A 16,218-nucleotide genomic window follows, 5' to 3' on the forward strand; every position below is an offset into this window, starting at 1 on the left:
TTCATCCCTCCTTGGTCAATATCTCCGCCCCGTTTTCTGTTATCAGAATCGTGTGTTCAAAATGAGCGCATCTGGAACCGTCTACTGTAACGGCTGTCCATCCGTCTTCTTTCACAACAACTCTCCAGTCTCCTTCACTCACCATGGGTTCTATGGCCAGCGTCATACCTTTTCTTAAGACCACACCCGTTCCGGGTGTTCCGTAGTTTGGAATTTGAGGGTCTTCGTGGAGTTCTCTCCCCACTCCATGACCCACATAATCCCTGATCACGTTGAAACCTGCCGATTCAACTGTTTCTTGAATACAGTGCGAAACATCTCCAAGTCTGATGCCGGGTTTTATCATCTTTATAGCCTTTTCCAGAGCCTCTCTTGTTACTCTCACCAGTTCTTTTCCTCTTTCATCGGTTTCTCCAACGATGTATGTAACGGCCGCATCACCGTAAAGTCCCTGATATACCGCTCCGACATCTACAGATACAATGTCTCCTTCTTTAAAAACCTTCTCCTTCAAAGGAAGACCGTGTACCACCTCTTCGTTCACAGAAACACAAGTTGCGTATTTGTAACCACCGTATCCCTTGAAAGCTGGTTTGACTCTGAGTTTTTTGAAGATCTCCAGGACAAGAACTTCAACGTCCCATGCGGTTTTCCCCGGAACGATCACTTTTCCAACTTCCCTCAAAGCCGTTGCAACCGCTTTTCCTGCTTTTTTCATCTTCTCGATCTCAGAGGGTGTCTTTATTCTTATCATTTATCACTCCACCCTATTATCTTTAACACTTCAGCGATCACGTTGTCTATTCCTATGGTACCATCCACTCGTTTGAGAATGCCCTTTTTATCGTAGTAATCAATCACCGGCTGTGTCTTTTCGAGATAAACCTTGTATCTGTGTCTCACTGTTTCTTCTTTGTCGTCTTCTCTCTGAACGAGCTTCACTTTACAATCATCGCACAGTTCGTCTTCTTTTGGAGGGAGCGAAATCAAATTGTAAATTCTTCCACATTTCGGGCAGATCCTTCTGGCCGTGAGCCTCTGAACGACCACTTCCTCAGGAACTTCAAAGAGTACAGCAGCCGTGAGCTCTTTGTTTTGAGTTTTCAAAAAGCCGTCGAGGAATTCCGCCTGAGCAACGGTTCTTGGATAGCCGTCCAGTATGAATCCTCTTTCACAATCTTTTTCTGAGAGTCTTCTTTTCACAACCTCGTTCACGAGTTCGTCCGGAACGAGTTCTCCCCTTTCCATGATCTCTTTTATCTTTTTCCCAAGCTCGTCGTTCTCTTTTTTTACAATGTCCCTGAAAATGTCACCGGTAGATATATGTGGAATACCAGTCGCTTCCTGTAATCTTTTTGCGTAAGTTCCCTTTCCCGCACCCGGAGGTCCCAGAAAGACGAGATATGCCATCATCTTCTCCCCCTTATTCTACCCTTTTTGATGAATCCTTCGTAGTGTCTCATCACCATATGGGTTTCCATCTGTTGAATGATGTCAAGAGCGACTCCCACAGCGATCAAAGCAGAAGTTCCTCCGATCCAGACGTTCACTCTTATGGCTCCCTGAACCAAGTAGGGAAGAAGGGCTATGACTACGAGGAAGACGGCTCCGATAAATGTCACTCTGTTTAGAACTCTGTGGAGATACTGCTCCGTTGATCTTCCAGGTCTCAAGCCCGGGATGTAACCTCCGTACTTCTGAATGTTTTCAGAGATTTCCTTAGGATCGAAAATCACAACGCTATAGAAGTAAGTGAAGAAGAACACCAGCAATCCGTAAACGAGAAGGTAGAGGAATCCACCTGCTTTGAAGAGATTTTGAAGAGTTCCACTGTTCGTTATTGAAGCGATCGCAGAAGGTATTGAAACTATGGCACTCGCAAAGATGATGGGGATCACACCACCTTGGTTCACCTTTATAGGAAGATACGTGCTGGCTCCCCCATACACTCTCCTTCCCGTGACCCTTCTTGCGTACTGTATGGTGATCCTTCTCTCTGCCTGCTGAACGAGTATAATCCCGAATATCGTGATGAGAGCAACAGCTATGAGAAAGATCCATTCCAGGAGATTCAGACCGCCGAGATACGCCTGTCTGATGTAGCTTGGGTACCTTGCCACTATTCCTGCGAAGATCAGGATCGAGATACCGTTTCCTATACCCTTTTCTGTGATCCTTTCACCGAGCCAGAGCAGAAACATAGTTCCAGCAAGCATGGACATGGTGGAGAGAACAGTGAACTGAAGCACATTAACACCGGGAGCTACCATGTCTGGATTCGATCTTGCAAGGGAAAAGGAAACAAAGAAAGCCTGAAAACCACCTATCAAAAGTGTGAGACGTCTTGTGTACTTCGCAAACTTCTTTCTTCCCTCTTCACCCTCTCTGAGCATCTCCTTGAGCGAAGGCATAACGGATGCCAGGAGTTGAAGGATGATCGATGCGGTTATGTAGGGAGTGACACTCATGGTGAAAACAGAGAACTGACTCAAAGCTCCTCCAGTGAACACATCGTAGAAACTCAAAATTCCAGCGACACCAGCGGTTTCTGCTATCCTCCTGAAGATTTCCCCCCACGCTTCCAGATTCAACCCAGGAACGGGGATGTAAATCCCCATCCTGAAAACGATCAAAGCGAGGAACGTGAAGATGATTCTGTCGCGAAGCTCTGGTATTTTAAAAGCGTTTTTGAAAGCTTGCCACATTTATATCACCTCAGCCTTACCACCAGCACTTTCTATCTTTTCTACAGCGCTCTTACTGAAAGCATGCGCTTTGACTACAAGTGGTTTGGTGAGTTCTCCGTCTCCGAGGATCTTTACCCCATCTTTCAGATCTTTTATGATCTTTCTTTCGATGAGTTTTTCAGGAGTCACTTCTTCGTTGGCCTCGAACCTTTCTTCGAGAACTTTGACATTAACAACTGCATAAACTTTTTTGTTTATATTGTTGAATCCTCTCTTGGGAAGTCTTCTGTGCAGAGGAGTTTGTCCACCCTCAAACCAGATGTGGACCTTTCCACTTCCCCTGGCTTTCTGTCCTTTGTGTCCCCTTCCACTGGTTTTTCCGTGCCCGGATCCGGGACCCCTACCGACTCTCTTTCTCTTCTTCATCGCCCCAGGAGTTGGTCTCAGATCTTCAAGCCTCATGCGTTGTTACCCCCTTCCTCGATCTCCTCTACTTCTACCAGATGTTTCACCTTTCTGATCATACCCCTGATCTGTGGCAAGTCGTCCTTTACGACCACCTGGTTGAGCTTCCTGAGTCCAAGTCTTTTCACTGTATCCTTTTGATCCCAGGAATAACCAATGGGACTCTTGACCAGTTTTATCTTCAGCTTCTTAGGCATTGTTCTCCCTCCCCACGCCTTTGAACACTTCTTCGACCGATATGTCCCTGAGTTTTGCAACTTTTCTTGGATCCAGAAGGTTCTTCAAACCGTTCATCGTTGCAAGAGCAAGGTTCAAAGGATTGGTGGACCCGAGAGATTTCGTGAGTATGTTCTGGATTCCTGCGAGCTCAACAACGGCTCGGACAGTACCACCGGCGATGATACCTGTACCCGGTGCGGCTGGTCTCAAAAGCACTTTGGAAGCGTCCTGTTTTCCTACGACTTCGTGTGGAATGGTTCCGTTGATCACAGGAACTTCTATGATGTTTCGCTTTGCAGCAGATATGGCCTTTCTGATCGCTTCGGGAACCTCTCTTGCTTTTCCTATTCCCAGTCCCACTTTACCGTTTTTGTTTCCAACAATGGCCACAACCCTGAAGCTCAGATTCTTTCCACCCTTTGTAACTTTAGAGGTTCTCCTTATTTCTATTATCTTCTCTTCGAATTCTTCGTACTGTATCTCCTTTATAACTCCCTGTGTTTCCACAGTACCACCCTCCTTCAGAATTCGAGTCCAGCTTCTCTGGCTCCATCTGCCAGTGCCTTAACCCTTCCATGGTACTTATATCCGCCTCTATCGAACACGACCTTCTTTATACCCTTTTCGAGGGCTCTTTTTCCTAAGAGAAGTCCTACTTCTTTAGCTGCCTCTATGTTCCACGTTTTCTGGAGCTTTTCCCTCAGTTCGGGGTCAAGAGTAGAAGCGGAAACAAGGGTATGACCTATCGTGTCATCTATGATCTGGGCGTATATGTGTTTATTGCTTCTGAAAACACAGAGCCTTGGTCTTTCAGGAGTTCCAAACACCTTTTTTCTAACTCTTCTATGCCTTCTGAGTCGCTGTTCTTTTTTTGACTCCTTCTTTATCATTTCAACAACCCCCTTTATGCTTTCTTACCTTCTTTCTGTCTCACCACTTCACCAACGTACCTGACTCCCTTTCCAGTGTAGACATTTGGTGGCCTGAACGCTCTGATCTCAGCAGCAACCTGTCCTACTCTCTGTTTATCGATGCCAGAAACAACTATTCTGTTTGGTGCTGGAACTTCGACCTTCACATCTGAGGGTATCTCATAAACAACGGGATGAGCGTATCCAAGATTCATCACTACTGTATTCCCCTGAAGCTGCGCTCTGTAACCGATTCCCACAATCTCCAGCTCTTTCCTGTAGCCCTCTGTTACACCAACAACCATATTTCTAATGAGAGACCAATAAGTTCCTTGGAACATCTTTATCTTTCTCCAGTCAGACTTTCTTATGATCTGACTTTCGTTGGGTTTTACCCAGACCTCGTTACCTTCAACTTCTATTTTCACGTAAGGGAGAAATTCCTGACTGAGCTCTCCCTTTGGTCCCTTCACCTTAACAATGTTGTCTTTTATTTCAACCGTAACACCCTGTGGTAAGACTATGGGCTTTTTTGCAAGTCGAGACATTCAAAACACCTCCTCACCAGACGTAAGCGATTACTTCTCCGCCGACTCCAAGTTGACGTGCTTCTTTATCTGTTAGAACACCCTTTGAAGTAGTGAGTATGGCTATTCCAAGGCCGTTTTTCACTTTCGGGATGTGGTCCTTGTCGACGTAGATTCTCCTACCTGAGTGAGACACTCTGACGATACCGTGAATGACTCTTTCTCTGTTCTTCCTTCCGCCTTTGTATTTGAGGTAAACCCTCAGTATTCCCTGCTTTCCGTCTTCGATGTATTTGTAGTCCGCTATGAATCCTTCTCTTTTCAAGATCTCACAGATCTTCTTCTTGAGGTTGGAAGCAGGTATATCCGTGTATTCTTTGAAAACCATATTGGCATTTCTGATTCTTGTTAGCATGTCGGCAATCGGATCGCTCCACACAGCACCATCCCTCCCTTACCAGCTTGCCTTCCGAACTCCAGGGAGCTTTCCTTCCAGAGCAAGCTTCCTGAAACAAACCCTGCAGAGTCCGAATTCTCTGTACACCGCTCTCGGGCGTCCACAGATGTGGCACCTTGTGTACTCACGTACCTTGTACTTCTTCGGTTTCTTCCATCTTTCTATCATTGCCTTCTTGGCCATTCATCTCACCTCCGTTATCCTCTCTTGAAAGGCATTCCAAAGAGCTCAAGAAGCCTTCTGGCTTCCTGATCTGTCTTTGCAGTTGTGACGATGGTGATGTCCATTCCCTGGATCCTTCTGACTTCATCTGGACTCAGTTCAGGGAAAACCAGCTGTTCTGAAAGACCAAAGGAGTAATTCCCTCTTCCGTCAAAGGAGTTGGGATCGAGTCCTCTGAAGTCCCTCACCTTGGGCAACACGATGTTTATGAGTTTGTAGAGAAAATTGTACATCCTTGCTCCTCTGAGGGTTACTTTCAAACCTATCGGCATTCCCTTCCTTATCTTGAAGTTGGAAATGCTCTTTCTTGCCCTTGTAACGATTGGTTTCTGTCCCGTGATTTTTGCGAGTTCGTTCGCGTGGCGTTCTATGAGATCGTAGTTTCTGGAACCTTCACCAATTCCCATGTTTATAACGATTTTGACCAGCTTCGGAACCTGATGAATGTTCTTGTAGTTGAACTCTTTCATCAAAGCAGGTACTATTTCCTTCTCGTACTGATCTTTCAGAGGAACGTATTCATATCTCATACCGATTCCTCCCTCAATCCTTGTCAATGATCTCACCACACTTCTTGCAGTATCTTACCTTTTTCCCATCTTCGGTGAACCTGTAGCCGACTCTCGTTCTTTTATCACAAGCAGGACAGACAACCATAACTTTGGAAGCGTAGATCGGTGCTTCTCTCTCTATGATTCCACCCTCACGAAGCTGGGGGATGGGTCTTTGATGTCTTTTCACCATGTTCACGTTTTCAACGATGACTTTGTTTTCTTTCGGGATCACTCTGAGAACCTTTCCCCTTTTTCCTCTGTCTTTTCCAGAAATCACTTCGACAAGATCACCTTTCTTTATCCTCATCTCCGTATCACCTCACCAAACTTCTGGTGCGAGGGATATTATTTTCATGAATCCTTTTTCCCTGAGTTCCCTCGCAACCGGACCAAAGATTCTGGTGCCTCTGGGAGCGTTGAACTTATCAATGAGAACAGCCGCGTTGTCATCGAATCTGATGTAAGTACCATCATTTCTTCTGATTTCTTTCTTTGTTCTCACAATCACCGCTCTGACTACGTCTCCTTTCTTCACATCAGAATTCGGGATGGCTTCCCTGACTGAACACACAACTATATCTCCAACTGTTCCGTACTTTTTATGAAACCCACCGATAACTCTTATGACTCTGAGCTTTTTGGCACCAGAGTTGTCGGCCACATTGAGATAGGTCTCTTGCTGTATCATGATTCAACCCCTCCCTTGCCCTCGACTGCTTCTATCTCTTCCTGTATGTCCTCTTCTTCTTTCAGGACTCTTTCGGGTTCAAACCTTTGAATGATCCTAACGACTCTCCATCTCTTCGTTTTACTGAGAGGTCGAGTTTCTTCTATTTCGACAACATCTCCTATTTTACACTCGTTTCTTTCATCGTGTGCGTGATATTTTTTCGTCCTCTTCACGTATTTCTTGTAAATCGGGTGCTGTACGAGTTTTTCAACGGCAACAACTACTGTCTTGTCCATTTTATCGCTCACAACTATTCCAGTCAAACGTTTCCTTGGCATGTTTTCACCTCCTTATGCCTAACTCCCTCTCTCTGAGAATGGTCTTTATCCTTGCGATATCCCTTTTAGTGAGCTTTATGAGAGAAGTATTCTTCAGCTGTCCCATTGCAAGCTGGAATCTGAGTTCCATAAGCTGCCTCTTCTTTTCTTCGAGAAGATTCTTCAATTCTTCATCTGTGTAATTCCTGAGTTCGGAAGCCTTCATACTGCCTCACCCCCAATATGGTGACGGGGAACTACCTTAGTAGCTATGGGAAGTTTACTCGCAGCGTACCTGAGAGCTTCATGGGCTGTTTCCTCATCGACTCCCGCCACTTCAAAGAGAATCTTCCCGGGTTTCACAACGGCGACCCATCCTTCAACGTTACCCTTACCTTTTCCCATCCTGGATTCAGGTGGTTTTTTCGTGTAAGGTTTGTCAGGGAATATTCTTATCCAGATCTTTCCGGATCTTTTCATAGCCCTCAGCATGGCAATTCGGCAAGCTTCTATCTGCTGGGCTGTGATCCAAGCTGGTTCGAGTGCTTTGAGACCCCATTCACCGAACTGAACAAATGTTCCTCCCTTGGCTTTTCCTTTCATTCTTCCTCTTTGTTGTTTTCTGTATTTGACCCTTCTTGGCATCAACATGGCAATTACCTCCCTTAGATATCAGCATCTCCTTTGTAGATCCACACTTTGATGCCGATAGTACCGTACTTGGTCCACGCAGTGGCCGTTCCATAATCTATGATCGCCTTCAATTTCTGAAGAGGCAGTCTTCCTCTGAGGTACCATTCTCTTCTGGCGATCTCAGCTCCACCGAGCCTTCCAGCGACCATCACTTTTATTCCCTGTGCACCCTTTCTCATGGCGTTCATTATTGCTCTCTTCATTGCCACTTTGTAAGATGCCCTCTTTTCTATACGGGAAGCTATAGACTCGGCAACAAGCTGTGCATCGAGTTCGGGCGTTTTTATCTCTTCAATATTAATAACAACCCTTCTGTTGAACTTCCTCTCCAGCTCCTCTCTCAAACTCGTTATCTCCGCACCTTTCCTTCCTATGATGATTCCAGGTCTTGCTGTTTTCACGGTTATGTTGATCCTTTCAGCGTCAGGTCTTTCTACGTATATCTCGCTAATCCCAGCATGGTAATACCTGTTCTTTATGAACTTTCTTATCTCTTCATCCTCGAGGAGCCACTCTTTGTAATTCTTTTCGTTGAACCATTTTGCTTGCCAGTCGGCACTCAGACCCAACCTGAAGCCGCGGGGATGCACTTTCTGACCCACCGTATCACCTCACTCTTCGGATGATATCTTCTTTTGTAATTCCTCAAGAGCCTTCCTGTATTCATCTTCTTTACTGCGATCTCTCACTACAACTGTGATGTGTGACATTCTCTTCTGAATGATATCCGCCCTGCCTCTTCCTCTGGGCCAGATCCTTTTCATCCTTGGTCCATCGTTAACGTAACACTCGGAAACATAGAGATTCTCAACACTCAACCCAAAGTTATTTTCGGCATTCGCGACAGCCGACTTCAATACCTTTTCCATTATTCTTGCGGCCTTCTTCGGTGAAAAAGCAAGAATCTGGAAAGCTTCTTCGACGGATTTCCCTCTTATTGTGTTTGCTATGGCTCTGGCTTTTCTTGGAGAGATCCTTATGTATCTTGCCACAGCCTTAGCTTCAATCTTCGGAAGAGAAGACAGGAGCTCTTTTCTCTTTTTATGAAAAATTGAACGCTTCAAACTGCTTCTGGGTACCTGGAGCTTCATTCTTTCCCTCCTCACTTCTTCAATTCACCTTTTTTCGCTTTTTTGTCGGCATGACCTCCAAACCTTCTGGTTGGTGCAAATTCTCCAAGTCTGTGTCCGATCATGTTTTCAGTAATGTACACCGGTATGTGTTTCATACCATTGTAAACTGCGATCGTGTGCCCTACCATTTCAGGAATGATCATAGAGGCTCTGCTCCATGTTTTGATAACTTTCTTTTCACCAGTTTCGTTGAGTTTTCTGATCTTTTCGAGTAATTTTTTATCTACATAGGGTCCTTTCTTACTGGAACGACCCATTCAATTCACCTCCTTACGCTTCATTCCTTCTCCTGACGATGAATTTGTCAGAAGGTCTCTTTCCACGTCTCGTCTTGTAGCCCTTGGTTGGCAGGCCCCATGGACTCGTTGGATGGTGACCTTTACCTCTTCCTTCACCACCACCGTGCGGGTGATCCACCGGATTCATGGCAACTCCTCTGACATGCGGTCTTCTACCGAGCCATCTCACTCTTCCAGCCTTTCCGTGGACTTCGTTCTTGTGATCTTCGTTGCCCACAACACCGACGGTGGCGTAGCATTTGATGTGTACCTTTCTCAGTTCTCCAGAAGGCATTCTGAGCAGAGCGTAATTCCCTTCCTTCGCCATGATCTGACAGTATGTACCAGCTGCTCTTGCGATCTGACCACCCTTGCCCGGTGTGAACTCCACGTTGTGGACAAGGGTACCGACGGGTATCTTCTCAAGAGGAAGTGCGTTTCCTGGCCTTATTTCCGCATCGGGTCCGCTCATGAGAGTGTCTCCCACGTTCACACCTTTGGGTGCCAGAATATATCTTTTCTCTCCATCAGCGTAAAGGAGAAGCGCTATTCTGGCTGATCTGTTGGGATCGTATTCAATGGCCAGCACTTTCGCAGGAATTCCAGCTTTGTCGTATCTCTTGAAATCTATTATTCTGTATCTTCTCTTGTGCCCGCCACCTCTGTGCCTTACAGTAACTCTTCCGTGATGATTCCTTCCACCTGTTTTCTTGAGAGGTGCGAGCAACGACTTTTCAGGTTCTGTCTTTGTGATATCCGAAAAATCGGAGATAACCATAAAACGCCTTCCCGGGGTAACCGGTTTGAATCTTTTGAGTCCCATGACTTCACCCCTCTCAGTGTTCGCCTTCCAGTTCTTTGATTGTGTAACCTTCCTTCAAAGTTACAACAGCCTTTTTCCAGCTGCGGGTCTTTCCTTCAAAGATACCCCTTCTTTTCGGCTTGGGCTTCATGTTGAGAATGTTCACCTTTTCTACTTTGACATTGAAGAGCTTTTCAACAGCCTCTTTTACCAGGTTCTTGTTTGCAAGTGGATTGACCTCGAATACGTATTTCCTCTGTTCGCGGAGGATAAGAGCCTTTTCTGTGATGATGGGTCTGATTAGAACATCATTCAGTGAGAGCTTTTCCTGCTTCATTTCCGAGCACCTCCTCTATCTTGGAAACCATGTCCTGGGTGAGCACAAGGTAATCGTACTTGAGCATGTCAAAAACATTGAGTCCATCTATTCTTACTGCCTTCTCACCATTTTTGCTGTTGTTCGGATTGTCCGCAATTATTACCTTCACGTTGGGAAGGTTCTTTCCAGAGAGTTTCACATTCATGTATCCTTCATCTTTCCATGGAAGGACGATCAGTGTTTTCTTGTCGGAAAGCTGAAGGTTCTGGAGGATTTCCTTCAGAAATTTCGTCTTCGGCCTTTCGAGTTTCAGATCATCGAGTACGAAGAGTTTGTTTTCTCTGTACTTCACAGAGAGAGCAGATCGCAGAGCGAGCTTCTTCATTTTCTTGTTGAGCTTTTTGCTCCAGTCTCTCGGTTTAGGTCCGTGTGCAATTCCTCCATGCCTCCAGATGGGGGATCTTATGGAACCGTGTCTTGCTCTTCCGGTGTGTTTCTGCGGCCAGGGTTTTCTGCCACCACCGGAGACTTCTCCTCTTGTTTTCGTAGAGGCAGTTCCAGCTCTCCTGTTGGAGAGCTGCATATCCACGTATCTCCACATCACGTCGTAGTTGGGATCGATGTTGAAAACGAAATCACTGATTTCCAGGGTCCCTACTTTTTCTCCCTTCACATTCAACAGATCCACCTGAGCCATCTTTTATTCCTCCTCCACTGTTACTTTTTCGGGGCCTTGGCGCTCCTGATCAAAACGAGCCCGCCCCTCGCTCCAGGGACTCCACCTTTGACCACTAAAAGGTCGTTTTCAGGATCGATATCCACAACTTGAAGATTTCTGACAGTTACCCTCTCGTTTCCATATCTTCCGGGCATTTTCTTACCTTTCCATATCTTGGCAGGTTCCGTGTGCTGACCAACAGAACCGAGTTCTCTATGGAATTTGGAACCGTGGCTCTTCGGTCCACCGCTGAATCCCCATCTTTTCATCGCACCAGCGAATCCTCTTCCTTTTGTCCAGCCAGTAACGTCCACGTACTCACCTTTTTCAAACACGTCAACCTTTATTACCTGTCCGGGTTCGTACTCGTCGGGATTTTCTACTCTGAACTCTCTGAGTATTTTCATCGGTTCCACACCGAATTTTTTGAAGTGTCCTGCGAGAGGTTTGTTGACCTTCTTAGCCTTCTCGAATCCAAGCTGCACAGCGTTGTATCCGTCTTTCTCAACGGTTTTTTTCTGGACAACCACACAGGGCCCCGCCTTTATGACTGTAACGGGAACGGAATCATTTCCAACGAATACTCTCGTCATACCGATTTTTCTTCCAATTATCATCTTCATCAAAGACACCTCCAGGGATTACAGTTTGATCTCAACGTCGACACCTGCTGGGAGGTTTATCCTCATCAAAGCATCGATGGTCTTTGGAGATGGGTCTATGATATCTATTAGCCTTTTGTGTACTCTCTTTTCAAAGTGTTCTCTGGAGTCCTTGTGTTTCATGGGAGATCTCAGGACACAATAGAGTGTCCGCTCCGTTGGCAAGGGAATGGGACCGGACACTTTGGAATTCGTGGATTTAGCGACTTCAACGATCTTTTTCGCCGATTCGTCGAGTAACTCGTGATCGTAGGCTTTGAGTTTTATCCTTATCTTCTGTCCAGGCATATTCTAAGCACCCTCCCTCTTTTCTCAAAAAGGAGGGGGAAGCGTCCCCCTCACTCGATGACTTCTGTGACCACACCAGCTCCAACTGTTCTTCCACCTTCTCTTACAGCGAATCTCTGTCCCTTTTCAATAGCGACAGGGTAGATGAGTTCTATTTCCATTTCGACGTGGTCTCCAGGCATAACCATTTCGACACCTTCAGGAAGTCCTACGATTTCCCCTGTAACGTCAGCGGTTCTTATGTAGAACTGGGGTTTGTAACCTTTTGTGAACGGTGTATGTCTTCCTCCCTCTTCCTTCTTCAGGACGTAAACCTGAGCCTTGAATCTCTTGTGTGGTTTGATGCTTCCAGGAGCTGCGAGAACCTGTCCTCTCTCAACTTCGTCCTTGTCGATTCCTCTGAGCAGACATCCAACGTTGTCTCCTGCGATTCCTTCATCGAGTTCCTTTCTGAACATTTCCACGCTTGTAACAACGGTTTTCCTGATTTCGTAGCTGAGACCTATGATCTCAACTTCATCACCGGGTTTGATTCTTCCTCTTTCGATCCTTCCTGTAACAACCGTTCCTCTTCCTGTGATTGAGAACACGTCCTCAATAGGCATGAGGAACGGCTTATCAACTTCTCTCTGAGGCTCAGGAATGTAGTTGTCCATAGCGTCGAGGAGCTCCTGGATAGGTTTGTAAGCTTCGTGATTCGGATCGTTAGGAGCTTCGACGGCTTTCAGAGCAGAACCTCTTATGACTGGCACTTCGTCTCCAGGGTAACCGTACTGGCTCAGAAGGTCTCTCACTTCCATCTCGACGAGGTCGATGAGTTCAGGATCGTCAACCATGTCCGTCTTGTTTATGAAGACGATCATGTAGGGAACCTCAACCTGCCTTGCAAGAAGCACGTGTTCCCTTGTCTGAGGCATGGGACCATCGGTTGCAGCGACAACAAGGATGGCTCCGTCCATCTGAGCCGCTCCGGTGATCATGTTCTTGATGTAGTCCGCGTGACCAGGACAGTCAATGTGAGCGTAGTGCCTCTTTTCGGTCTGATACTCAACGTGTGTGATGTTGATGGTGATTCCTCTTGCCTTTTCCTCAGGAGCCTTGTCGATCTGGTCGTAAGGAACATACTGGGCAAGTCCCTTGAGAGAAAGGTACTTTGTTATAGCGGCTGTCAGTGTGGACTTTCCGTGGTCGATATGTCCAATCGTTCCAACGTTAACATGCGGTTTTGTTCTTACAAATTTTTCCTTCGCCATGTTCTCCCTCCTTAAACAACCTTGATGATTTTCTCGGCGATTTTCTCCGGAACTTCCTGGTAGTGCGAGAACTGCATGATGTAGCTCGCTCTACCCTGACTGAGCGATCTCAACACTGTGGCATATCCAAAAGTTTCAGAAAGCGGGATCTTCGCTACAACGATTTTCAAATGTCCTCTTGTTTCGAGAGATTCAATCTTAGCCCTTCTGGAATTGAGATCGGAAATGATGTTGCCCATGTATTCCTCCGGTGTAGTGATCTCAAGCTTCATGATAGGTTCAAGAAGAACCGGTTGCGCTTTTTTCATGGCCTCTTTGAATGCCATCGAAGCAGCTATCTTGAACGCCATTTCTGAGGAGTCAACTTCGTGGTAAGATCCGTCAAGCACAACTGCTCTCACTCTCACAACGGGATATCCCGCAAGAGGCCCAGACATCATAGCCTCCTTGATACCTGCTTCGATAGCGGGCATGAATTCCTTCGGTATCACACCACCGACCGTCTTGTCAATGAATTCGAAGTTCTTTCCTTCCTCTTCGGGTATGGGTTCTATTCTGAGAATCACATGACCGTACTGACCTCTACCACCGGTCTGTCTAATGTATTTTCCTTCGGCTTCAGCAGGCCTCTTGATGGTTTCCCTGTAAGCCACCTGAGGCTGTCCGACTCTCACGTTGACGCCGAACTCTCTCTTCAACCTGTCCACAACTATTTCAAGATGGAGTTCACCCATTCCTGAAATGATGGTTTCTCCCGTTTCTTTGTCAACCCTCACCTGAAGAGTGGGGTCTTCTTCAGAGAGAGCAAGCAGTGCCTTCACGAGTTTTTCCTCATCGGCTTTCGTGGCCGGTTCAATAGCAAGAGAAATAACAGGTTCTGGGAAGTCGATCTTTTCGAGGATTACAGGCTCTTTTTCGTCGCAGAGTGTATCTCCAGTCTGAGAAACTTTGAGGCCGACCCCTGCCGCTATATCACCGGGTCTGACGTAGTCAACTTCCTCTCTCTTGTCTGCGTGCATGAAGACGATCCTCGATATTCTCTCCCTCTGGCCCTTTGTGGAGTTGTAAACGTAACTTCCTTTCTCCAGCCTTCCAGAGTACACTCTGAAGTACACGAGCTTTCCTATGTATGGATCCACCTGCACTTTGAAGACCAGAGCTGTAAAAGGTTCGTTCTCATCGGGTTTTCTGTAGACAATCTCTCCGTCGGAAACCCTCCAGCCCTTCACCGGCGGAAGATCAAGGGGCGACGGCAGATAGTCTATCACCGCGTCCAGAAGCGGTTGTATTCCTTTGTTGGCTTTCGCCGCTCCACAGAGAACGGGAACTGCCCTGTTTTCTATGGTTGCTTTTCTCAAGATTCTCTTTATTTCTTCTTCGGAAATCTCTTCACCTTCGAGGTATTTTTCAAGAATTTCTTCGTCCAGCTCTGCAACTTTTTCAAGCATCTCTTCCCTTCTCATTTCCGCTTCTTCTCTGAGTTCTTCTGGGATCTCTCTCTCCTCGTACACCGATCCGTCTTCGCTAACCCAGTAGATCGCCTTCATTTTTATGAGGTCAATCACACCCTGGAAGTCTTTCTCACTACCGATCGGCATCTGTACTGGAATGGGATTTGCTTTGAGTTTTGTTACAAGAGTTTCGACGGCCATGTAGAAATCTGCTCCCACTTTGTCCATCTTGTTCATGAAAGCGATCCTCGGGACATTGTACTTGTCAGCCTGTCTCCAGACGGTTTCTGACTGAGGCTCGACTCCCGCCGTGGCATCGAAAACAGCTATTGCTCCATCGAGAACGCGGAGCGCCCTTTCAACCTCGGCCGTAAAGTCAACGTGTCCGGGTGTATCAATTATGTTGATTCGATAGCCCTTCCAGAAACACGTTGTGGCAGCAGACTGTATCGTAATGCCTCTTTCCTTTTCCTGAGGCATCCAGTCAGTGGTTGTGTTTCCTTCATCGACGTCTCCCAAAAAGTGTTTCCTTCCCGTGTAATAGAGAATTCTCTCTGTTGTCGTAGTTTTTCCGGCGTCGATATGGGCCATTATACCGATATTTCTAAGCTTATCCAGGTCAACATACCTCGCTTCCACATTTTCCATACTTATCACCACCTGTAATGAGCAAATGCCCTGTTGGCTTCCGCCATTCTGTGAGTGTCTTCCTTCTTCTTAATGGCCGTACCTGTGTTGTTGTATGCTGCTATGATCTCCTCGGCCAGCTTCTCTTTCATTGGCCTTCCTTTTCTGGCTCTTGCAGCTTCAACTATCCATCTGAGAGCAAGAGAGGTCCTCCTCGGTTCCTGAACTTCGATGGGAACCTGGTAAGTTGCACCACCAACCCTTCGCGGTCTTACTTCAAGAACAGGCTTCACATTTTCTACAGCCTGCCTGAAAACTTCAAGAGGATCTTTCTTTGTCTTTTCTCTGATGATATCGAAAGCACCGTAGACGATCTTCTGAGCGGTTGTTTTTTTGCCATCCCACATCACTTTATTTATCAACTTTGCAACAAGCACATCTCCGTACACCGGATCAGGTGGTACCTGTCTTATTTCAGCTCTCCTTCTACGCACCCACAGTCACCTCACTTCTTCTGATCCTTGGGTCTTTTCGCACCGTACTTACTTCTGGACTGTCTTCTTCCCTCGACGCCTGCAGCGTCCAGAGCCCCTCTGATGATCTTGTACCTGACACCAGGTAGGTCCTTGACCCTACCACCTCTGACGAGCACAACAGAGTGTTCCTGCAGGTTGTGACCAATTCCAGGAATATACGCAGTGACTTCTATTCCATTTGAAAGCCTCACCCTTGCGATCTTTCTGAGAGCGGAGTTCGGTTTTTTCGGTGTCATCGTAGAAACTTTTATACACACACCCCTCTTTTGAGGGTTTCCCTGAAGAGCAGGAGCTTTTGACTTTTTCTTCTTCGGTTTCCTGCCGTACCTGATTAATTGATTGATCGTTGGCATCTTCATCCTCCCTTCCGTTTTACTCCAAGCCGAAGTTTAATTTTACTCTTCAATTTGTATATTGTCAACAAAGAAA

Annotated in this window: 28 protein-coding genes; all 28 read right to left on the reverse strand. The window is 46.4% G+C overall.

Annotated elements, in window-relative coordinates; genetic code table 11:
- Position 1 precedes the first annotated feature (1 nt).
- Genes map through rpsL form a run of 28 tightly spaced genes read right to left on the reverse strand, consistent with a single transcriptional unit; the run spans position 2 to position 16,142 of the window.
- On the reverse strand, positions 2-754 hold the full coding sequence (map, locus tag AS158_RS01815) for a type I methionyl aminopeptidase (RefSeq protein WP_165304394.1): 753 nt from the start codon (positions 752-754) through the stop codon (positions 2-4).
- Positions 751-1,413 carry an adenylate kinase gene (locus AS158_RS01820; RefSeq protein ID WP_165304395.1) on the reverse strand — a complete coding sequence of 221 codons (663 nt, stop codon included), beginning with the start codon at positions 1,411-1,413 and terminating at the stop codon, positions 751-753. Before AS158_RS01820 ends, map begins: the two co-directional genes overlap by 4 nt.
- Positions 1,410-2,705 carry a preprotein translocase subunit SecY gene (gene secY / locus AS158_RS01825; RefSeq protein ID WP_165304396.1) on the reverse strand — a complete coding sequence of 432 codons (1,296 nt, stop codon included), beginning with the start codon at positions 2,703-2,705 and terminating at the stop codon, positions 1,410-1,412. The genes AS158_RS01820 and secY overlap by 4 nt, the downstream gene beginning before the upstream one ends.
- A complete protein-coding gene (gene rplO / locus AS158_RS01830) occupies positions 2,706-3,149 on the reverse strand; it encodes a 50S ribosomal protein L15 (RefSeq protein WP_012896438.1) in 444 nt (147 codons plus the stop codon). It abuts the gene before it with no gap.
- A complete protein-coding gene (gene rpmD / locus AS158_RS01835) occupies positions 3,146-3,349 on the reverse strand; it encodes a 50S ribosomal protein L30 (RefSeq protein ID WP_008195028.1) in 204 nt (67 codons plus the stop codon). Before rpmD ends, rplO begins: the two co-directional genes overlap by 4 nt.
- The gene (gene rpsE / locus AS158_RS01840) at positions 3,342-3,878 is read right to left on the reverse strand and encodes a 30S ribosomal protein S5 (RefSeq protein ID WP_038052871.1); all 537 of its coding nucleotides are present in this window, start codon (positions 3,876-3,878) and stop codon (positions 3,342-3,344) included. The genes rpmD and rpsE overlap by 8 nt, the downstream gene beginning before the upstream one ends.
- Before the next feature lie 14 nt (positions 3,879-3,892).
- A complete protein-coding gene (gene rplR / locus AS158_RS01845; protein ID WP_038052869.1) occupies positions 3,893-4,261 on the reverse strand; it encodes a 50S ribosomal protein L18 in 369 nt (122 codons plus the stop codon).
- A gap of 14 nt (positions 4,262-4,275) precedes the next feature.
- The gene (gene rplF / locus AS158_RS01850) at positions 4,276-4,830 is read right to left on the reverse strand and encodes a 50S ribosomal protein L6 (protein WP_038052865.1); all 555 of its coding nucleotides are present in this window, start codon (positions 4,828-4,830) and stop codon (positions 4,276-4,278) included.
- A gap of 13 nt (positions 4,831-4,843) precedes the next feature.
- Positions 4,844-5,248, reverse strand: coding sequence for a 30S ribosomal protein S8 (rpsH, locus tag AS158_RS01855; protein ID WP_008195021.1), 405 nt, complete (start codon positions 5,246-5,248; stop codon positions 4,844-4,846).
- Positions 5,249-5,263: 15 nt separating this feature from the next.
- Positions 5,264-5,449: a type Z 30S ribosomal protein S14 gene (locus AS158_RS01860; protein WP_008195018.1), complete on the reverse strand. Its 186-nt coding sequence runs from the start codon at positions 5,447-5,449 to the stop codon at positions 5,264-5,266.
- Between the two features lie 14 nt (positions 5,450-5,463).
- The gene (gene rplE / locus AS158_RS01865) at positions 5,464-6,018 is read right to left on the reverse strand and encodes a 50S ribosomal protein L5 (protein ID WP_008195012.1); all 555 of its coding nucleotides are present in this window, start codon (positions 6,016-6,018) and stop codon (positions 5,464-5,466) included.
- A gap of 13 nt (positions 6,019-6,031) precedes the next feature.
- Positions 6,032-6,349 carry a 50S ribosomal protein L24 gene (rplX, locus tag AS158_RS01870; RefSeq protein WP_008195011.1) on the reverse strand — a complete coding sequence of 106 codons (318 nt, stop codon included), beginning with the start codon at positions 6,347-6,349 and terminating at the stop codon, positions 6,032-6,034.
- Positions 6,350-6,361: 12 nt separating this feature from the next.
- Positions 6,362-6,730, reverse strand: a complete 369-nt coding sequence (gene rplN, locus AS158_RS01875) for a 50S ribosomal protein L14 (protein WP_008195008.1) — start codon at positions 6,728-6,730, stop codon at positions 6,362-6,364.
- Positions 6,727-7,050, reverse strand: coding sequence for a 30S ribosomal protein S17 (rpsQ, locus tag AS158_RS01880; RefSeq protein WP_008195006.1), 324 nt, complete (start codon positions 7,048-7,050; stop codon positions 6,727-6,729). The genes rplN and rpsQ overlap by 4 nt, the downstream gene beginning before the upstream one ends.
- Before the next feature lie 4 nt (positions 7,051-7,054).
- Positions 7,055-7,255 (reverse strand): 50S ribosomal protein L29, encoded by a 201-nt coding sequence (rpmC, locus tag AS158_RS01885; protein WP_004081820.1) that lies wholly within the window; start codon positions 7,253-7,255, stop codon positions 7,055-7,057.
- Positions 7,252-7,680, reverse strand: a complete 429-nt coding sequence (gene rplP / locus AS158_RS01890) for a 50S ribosomal protein L16 (RefSeq protein ID WP_011943789.1) — start codon at positions 7,678-7,680, stop codon at positions 7,252-7,254. The genes rpmC and rplP overlap by 4 nt, the downstream gene beginning before the upstream one ends.
- A gap of 14 nt (positions 7,681-7,694) precedes the next feature.
- Positions 7,695-8,324, reverse strand: a complete 630-nt coding sequence (rpsC, locus tag AS158_RS01895) for a 30S ribosomal protein S3 (RefSeq protein WP_011943788.1) — start codon at positions 8,322-8,324, stop codon at positions 7,695-7,697.
- Positions 8,325-8,333: 9 nt separating this feature from the next.
- Positions 8,334-8,813 carry a 50S ribosomal protein L22 gene (rplV, locus tag AS158_RS01900; RefSeq protein ID WP_038052863.1) on the reverse strand — a complete coding sequence of 160 codons (480 nt, stop codon included), beginning with the start codon at positions 8,811-8,813 and terminating at the stop codon, positions 8,334-8,336.
- A gap of 11 nt (positions 8,814-8,824) precedes the next feature.
- Positions 8,825-9,112, reverse strand: a complete 288-nt coding sequence (gene rpsS / locus AS158_RS01905) for a 30S ribosomal protein S19 (RefSeq protein WP_008194997.1) — start codon at positions 9,110-9,112, stop codon at positions 8,825-8,827.
- A gap of 13 nt (positions 9,113-9,125) precedes the next feature.
- Positions 9,126-9,956 (reverse strand): 50S ribosomal protein L2, encoded by an 831-nt coding sequence (gene rplB / locus AS158_RS01910; protein WP_008194995.1) that lies wholly within the window; start codon positions 9,954-9,956, stop codon positions 9,126-9,128.
- Between the two features lie 13 nt (positions 9,957-9,969).
- Positions 9,970-10,272 carry a 50S ribosomal protein L23 gene (gene rplW, locus AS158_RS01915; RefSeq protein WP_011943786.1) on the reverse strand — a complete coding sequence of 101 codons (303 nt, stop codon included), beginning with the start codon at positions 10,270-10,272 and terminating at the stop codon, positions 9,970-9,972.
- On the reverse strand, positions 10,244-10,951 hold the full coding sequence (gene rplD / locus AS158_RS01920; RefSeq protein ID WP_011943785.1) for a 50S ribosomal protein L4: 708 nt from the start codon (positions 10,949-10,951) through the stop codon (positions 10,244-10,246). Before rplD ends, rplW begins: the two co-directional genes overlap by 29 nt.
- 20 nt (positions 10,952-10,971) lie before the next feature.
- Positions 10,972-11,595, reverse strand: coding sequence for a 50S ribosomal protein L3 (rplC, locus tag AS158_RS01925; RefSeq protein WP_004081835.1), 624 nt, complete (start codon positions 11,593-11,595; stop codon positions 10,972-10,974).
- Between the two features lie 18 nt (positions 11,596-11,613).
- Positions 11,614-11,922 carry a 30S ribosomal protein S10 gene (rpsJ, locus tag AS158_RS01930; protein ID WP_004081837.1) on the reverse strand — a complete coding sequence of 103 codons (309 nt, stop codon included), beginning with the start codon at positions 11,920-11,922 and terminating at the stop codon, positions 11,614-11,616.
- A gap of 50 nt (positions 11,923-11,972) precedes the next feature.
- Positions 11,973-13,175, reverse strand: a complete 1,203-nt coding sequence (gene tuf / locus AS158_RS01935; protein ID WP_011943784.1) for an elongation factor Tu — start codon at positions 13,173-13,175, stop codon at positions 11,973-11,975.
- An 11-nt stretch (positions 13,176-13,186) separates the two neighbouring features.
- On the reverse strand, positions 13,187-15,274 hold the full coding sequence (fusA, locus tag AS158_RS01940) for an elongation factor G (RefSeq protein WP_011943783.1): 2,088 nt from the start codon (positions 15,272-15,274) through the stop codon (positions 13,187-13,189).
- Between the two features lie 5 nt (positions 15,275-15,279).
- On the reverse strand, positions 15,280-15,747 hold the full coding sequence (gene rpsG / locus AS158_RS01945; RefSeq protein ID WP_011943782.1) for a 30S ribosomal protein S7: 468 nt from the start codon (positions 15,745-15,747) through the stop codon (positions 15,280-15,282).
- Between the two features lie 11 nt (positions 15,748-15,758).
- A complete protein-coding gene (rpsL, locus tag AS158_RS01950) occupies positions 15,759-16,142 on the reverse strand; it encodes a 30S ribosomal protein S12 (protein ID WP_004081846.1) in 384 nt (127 codons plus the stop codon).
- Between the last annotated feature and the right edge of the window lie 76 nt (positions 16,143-16,218).

Origin of the sequence: Thermotoga sp. 38H-to, from assembly GCF_011057665.1 — a bacterium.
In the GTDB taxonomy this organism is placed as follows: Bacteria; Thermotogota; Thermotogae; order Thermotogales; family Thermotogaceae; genus Thermotoga.

What these genes read in the sequence shown, in the direction of transcription:
- rpsQ (WP_008195006.1), bottom strand. Translation starts at nt 7,050, where the DNA reads ATGCCAAGGAAACGTTTGACTGGAATAGTTGTGAGCGATAAAATGGAC.
- fusA (WP_011943783.1), bottom strand. Translation starts at nt 15,274, where the DNA reads ATGGAAAATGTGGAAGCGAGGTATGTTGACCTGGATAAGCTTAGAAAT.
- rplV (WP_038052863.1), bottom strand. Translation starts at nt 8,813, where the DNA reads ATGAAGCTCCAGGTACCCAGAAGCAGTTTGAAGCGTTCAATTTTTCAT.
- rplF (WP_038052865.1), bottom strand. Translation starts at nt 4,830, where the DNA reads ATGTCTCGACTTGCAAAAAAGCCCATAGTCTTACCACAGGGTGTTACG.
- rplP (WP_011943789.1), bottom strand. Translation starts at nt 7,680, where the DNA reads ATGTTGATGCCAAGAAGGGTCAAATACAGAAAACAACAAAGAGGAAGA.
- rplW (WP_011943786.1), bottom strand. Translation starts at nt 10,272, where the DNA reads ATGAAGCAGGAAAAGCTCTCACTGAATGATGTTCTAATCAGACCCATC.
- rpsS (WP_008194997.1), bottom strand. Translation starts at nt 9,112, where the DNA reads ATGGGTCGTTCCAGTAAGAAAGGACCCTATGTAGATAAAAAATTACTC.
- rplC (WP_004081835.1), bottom strand. Translation starts at nt 11,595, where the DNA reads ATGAAGATGATAATTGGAAGAAAAATCGGTATGACGAGAGTATTCGTT.
- AS158_RS01860 (WP_008195018.1), bottom strand. Translation starts at nt 5,449, where the DNA reads ATGGCCAAGAAGGCAATGATAGAAAGATGGAAGAAACCGAAGAAGTAC.
- AS158_RS01820 (WP_165304395.1), bottom strand. Translation starts at nt 1,413, where the DNA reads ATGATGGCATATCTCGTCTTTCTGGGACCTCCGGGTGCGGGAAAGGGA.
- rpmC (WP_004081820.1), bottom strand. Translation starts at nt 7,255, where the DNA reads ATGAAGGCTTCCGAACTCAGGAATTACACAGATGAAGAATTGAAGAAT.
- rplE (WP_008195012.1), bottom strand. Translation starts at nt 6,018, where the DNA reads ATGAGATATGAATACGTTCCTCTGAAAGATCAGTACGAGAAGGAAATA.
- rplO (WP_012896438.1), bottom strand. Translation starts at nt 3,149, where the DNA reads ATGAGGCTTGAAGATCTGAGACCAACTCCTGGGGCGATGAAGAAGAGA.
- tuf (WP_011943784.1), bottom strand. Translation starts at nt 13,175, where the DNA reads ATGGCGAAGGAAAAATTTGTAAGAACAAAACCGCATGTTAACGTTGGA.
- rplN (WP_008195008.1), bottom strand. Translation starts at nt 6,730, where the DNA reads ATGATACAGCAAGAGACCTATCTCAATGTGGCCGACAACTCTGGTGCC.
- rpsJ (WP_004081837.1), bottom strand. Translation starts at nt 11,922, where the DNA reads ATGCCTGGACAGAAGATAAGGATAAAACTCAAAGCCTACGATCACGAG.
- rplD (WP_011943785.1), bottom strand. Translation starts at nt 10,951, where the DNA reads ATGGCTCAGGTGGATCTGTTGAATGTGAAGGGAGAAAAAGTAGGGACC.
- secY (WP_165304396.1), bottom strand. Translation starts at nt 2,705, where the DNA reads ATGTGGCAAGCTTTCAAAAACGCTTTTAAAATACCAGAGCTTCGCGAC.
- rplR (WP_038052869.1), bottom strand. Translation starts at nt 4,261, where the DNA reads ATGATAAAGAAGGAGTCAAAAAAAGAACAGCGACTCAGAAGGCATAGA.
- rplB (WP_008194995.1), bottom strand. Translation starts at nt 9,956, where the DNA reads ATGGGACTCAAAAGATTCAAACCGGTTACCCCGGGAAGGCGTTTTATG.
- map (WP_165304394.1), bottom strand. Translation starts at nt 754, where the DNA reads ATGATAAGAATAAAGACACCCTCTGAGATCGAGAAGATGAAAAAAGCA.
- rpsL (WP_004081846.1), bottom strand. Translation starts at nt 16,142, where the DNA reads ATGCCAACGATCAATCAATTAATCAGGTACGGCAGGAAACCGAAGAAG.
- rpmD (WP_008195028.1), bottom strand. Translation starts at nt 3,349, where the DNA reads ATGCCTAAGAAGCTGAAGATAAAACTGGTCAAGAGTCCCATTGGTTAT.
- rplX (WP_008195011.1), bottom strand. Translation starts at nt 6,349, where the DNA reads ATGAGGATAAAGAAAGGTGATCTTGTCGAAGTGATTTCTGGAAAAGAC.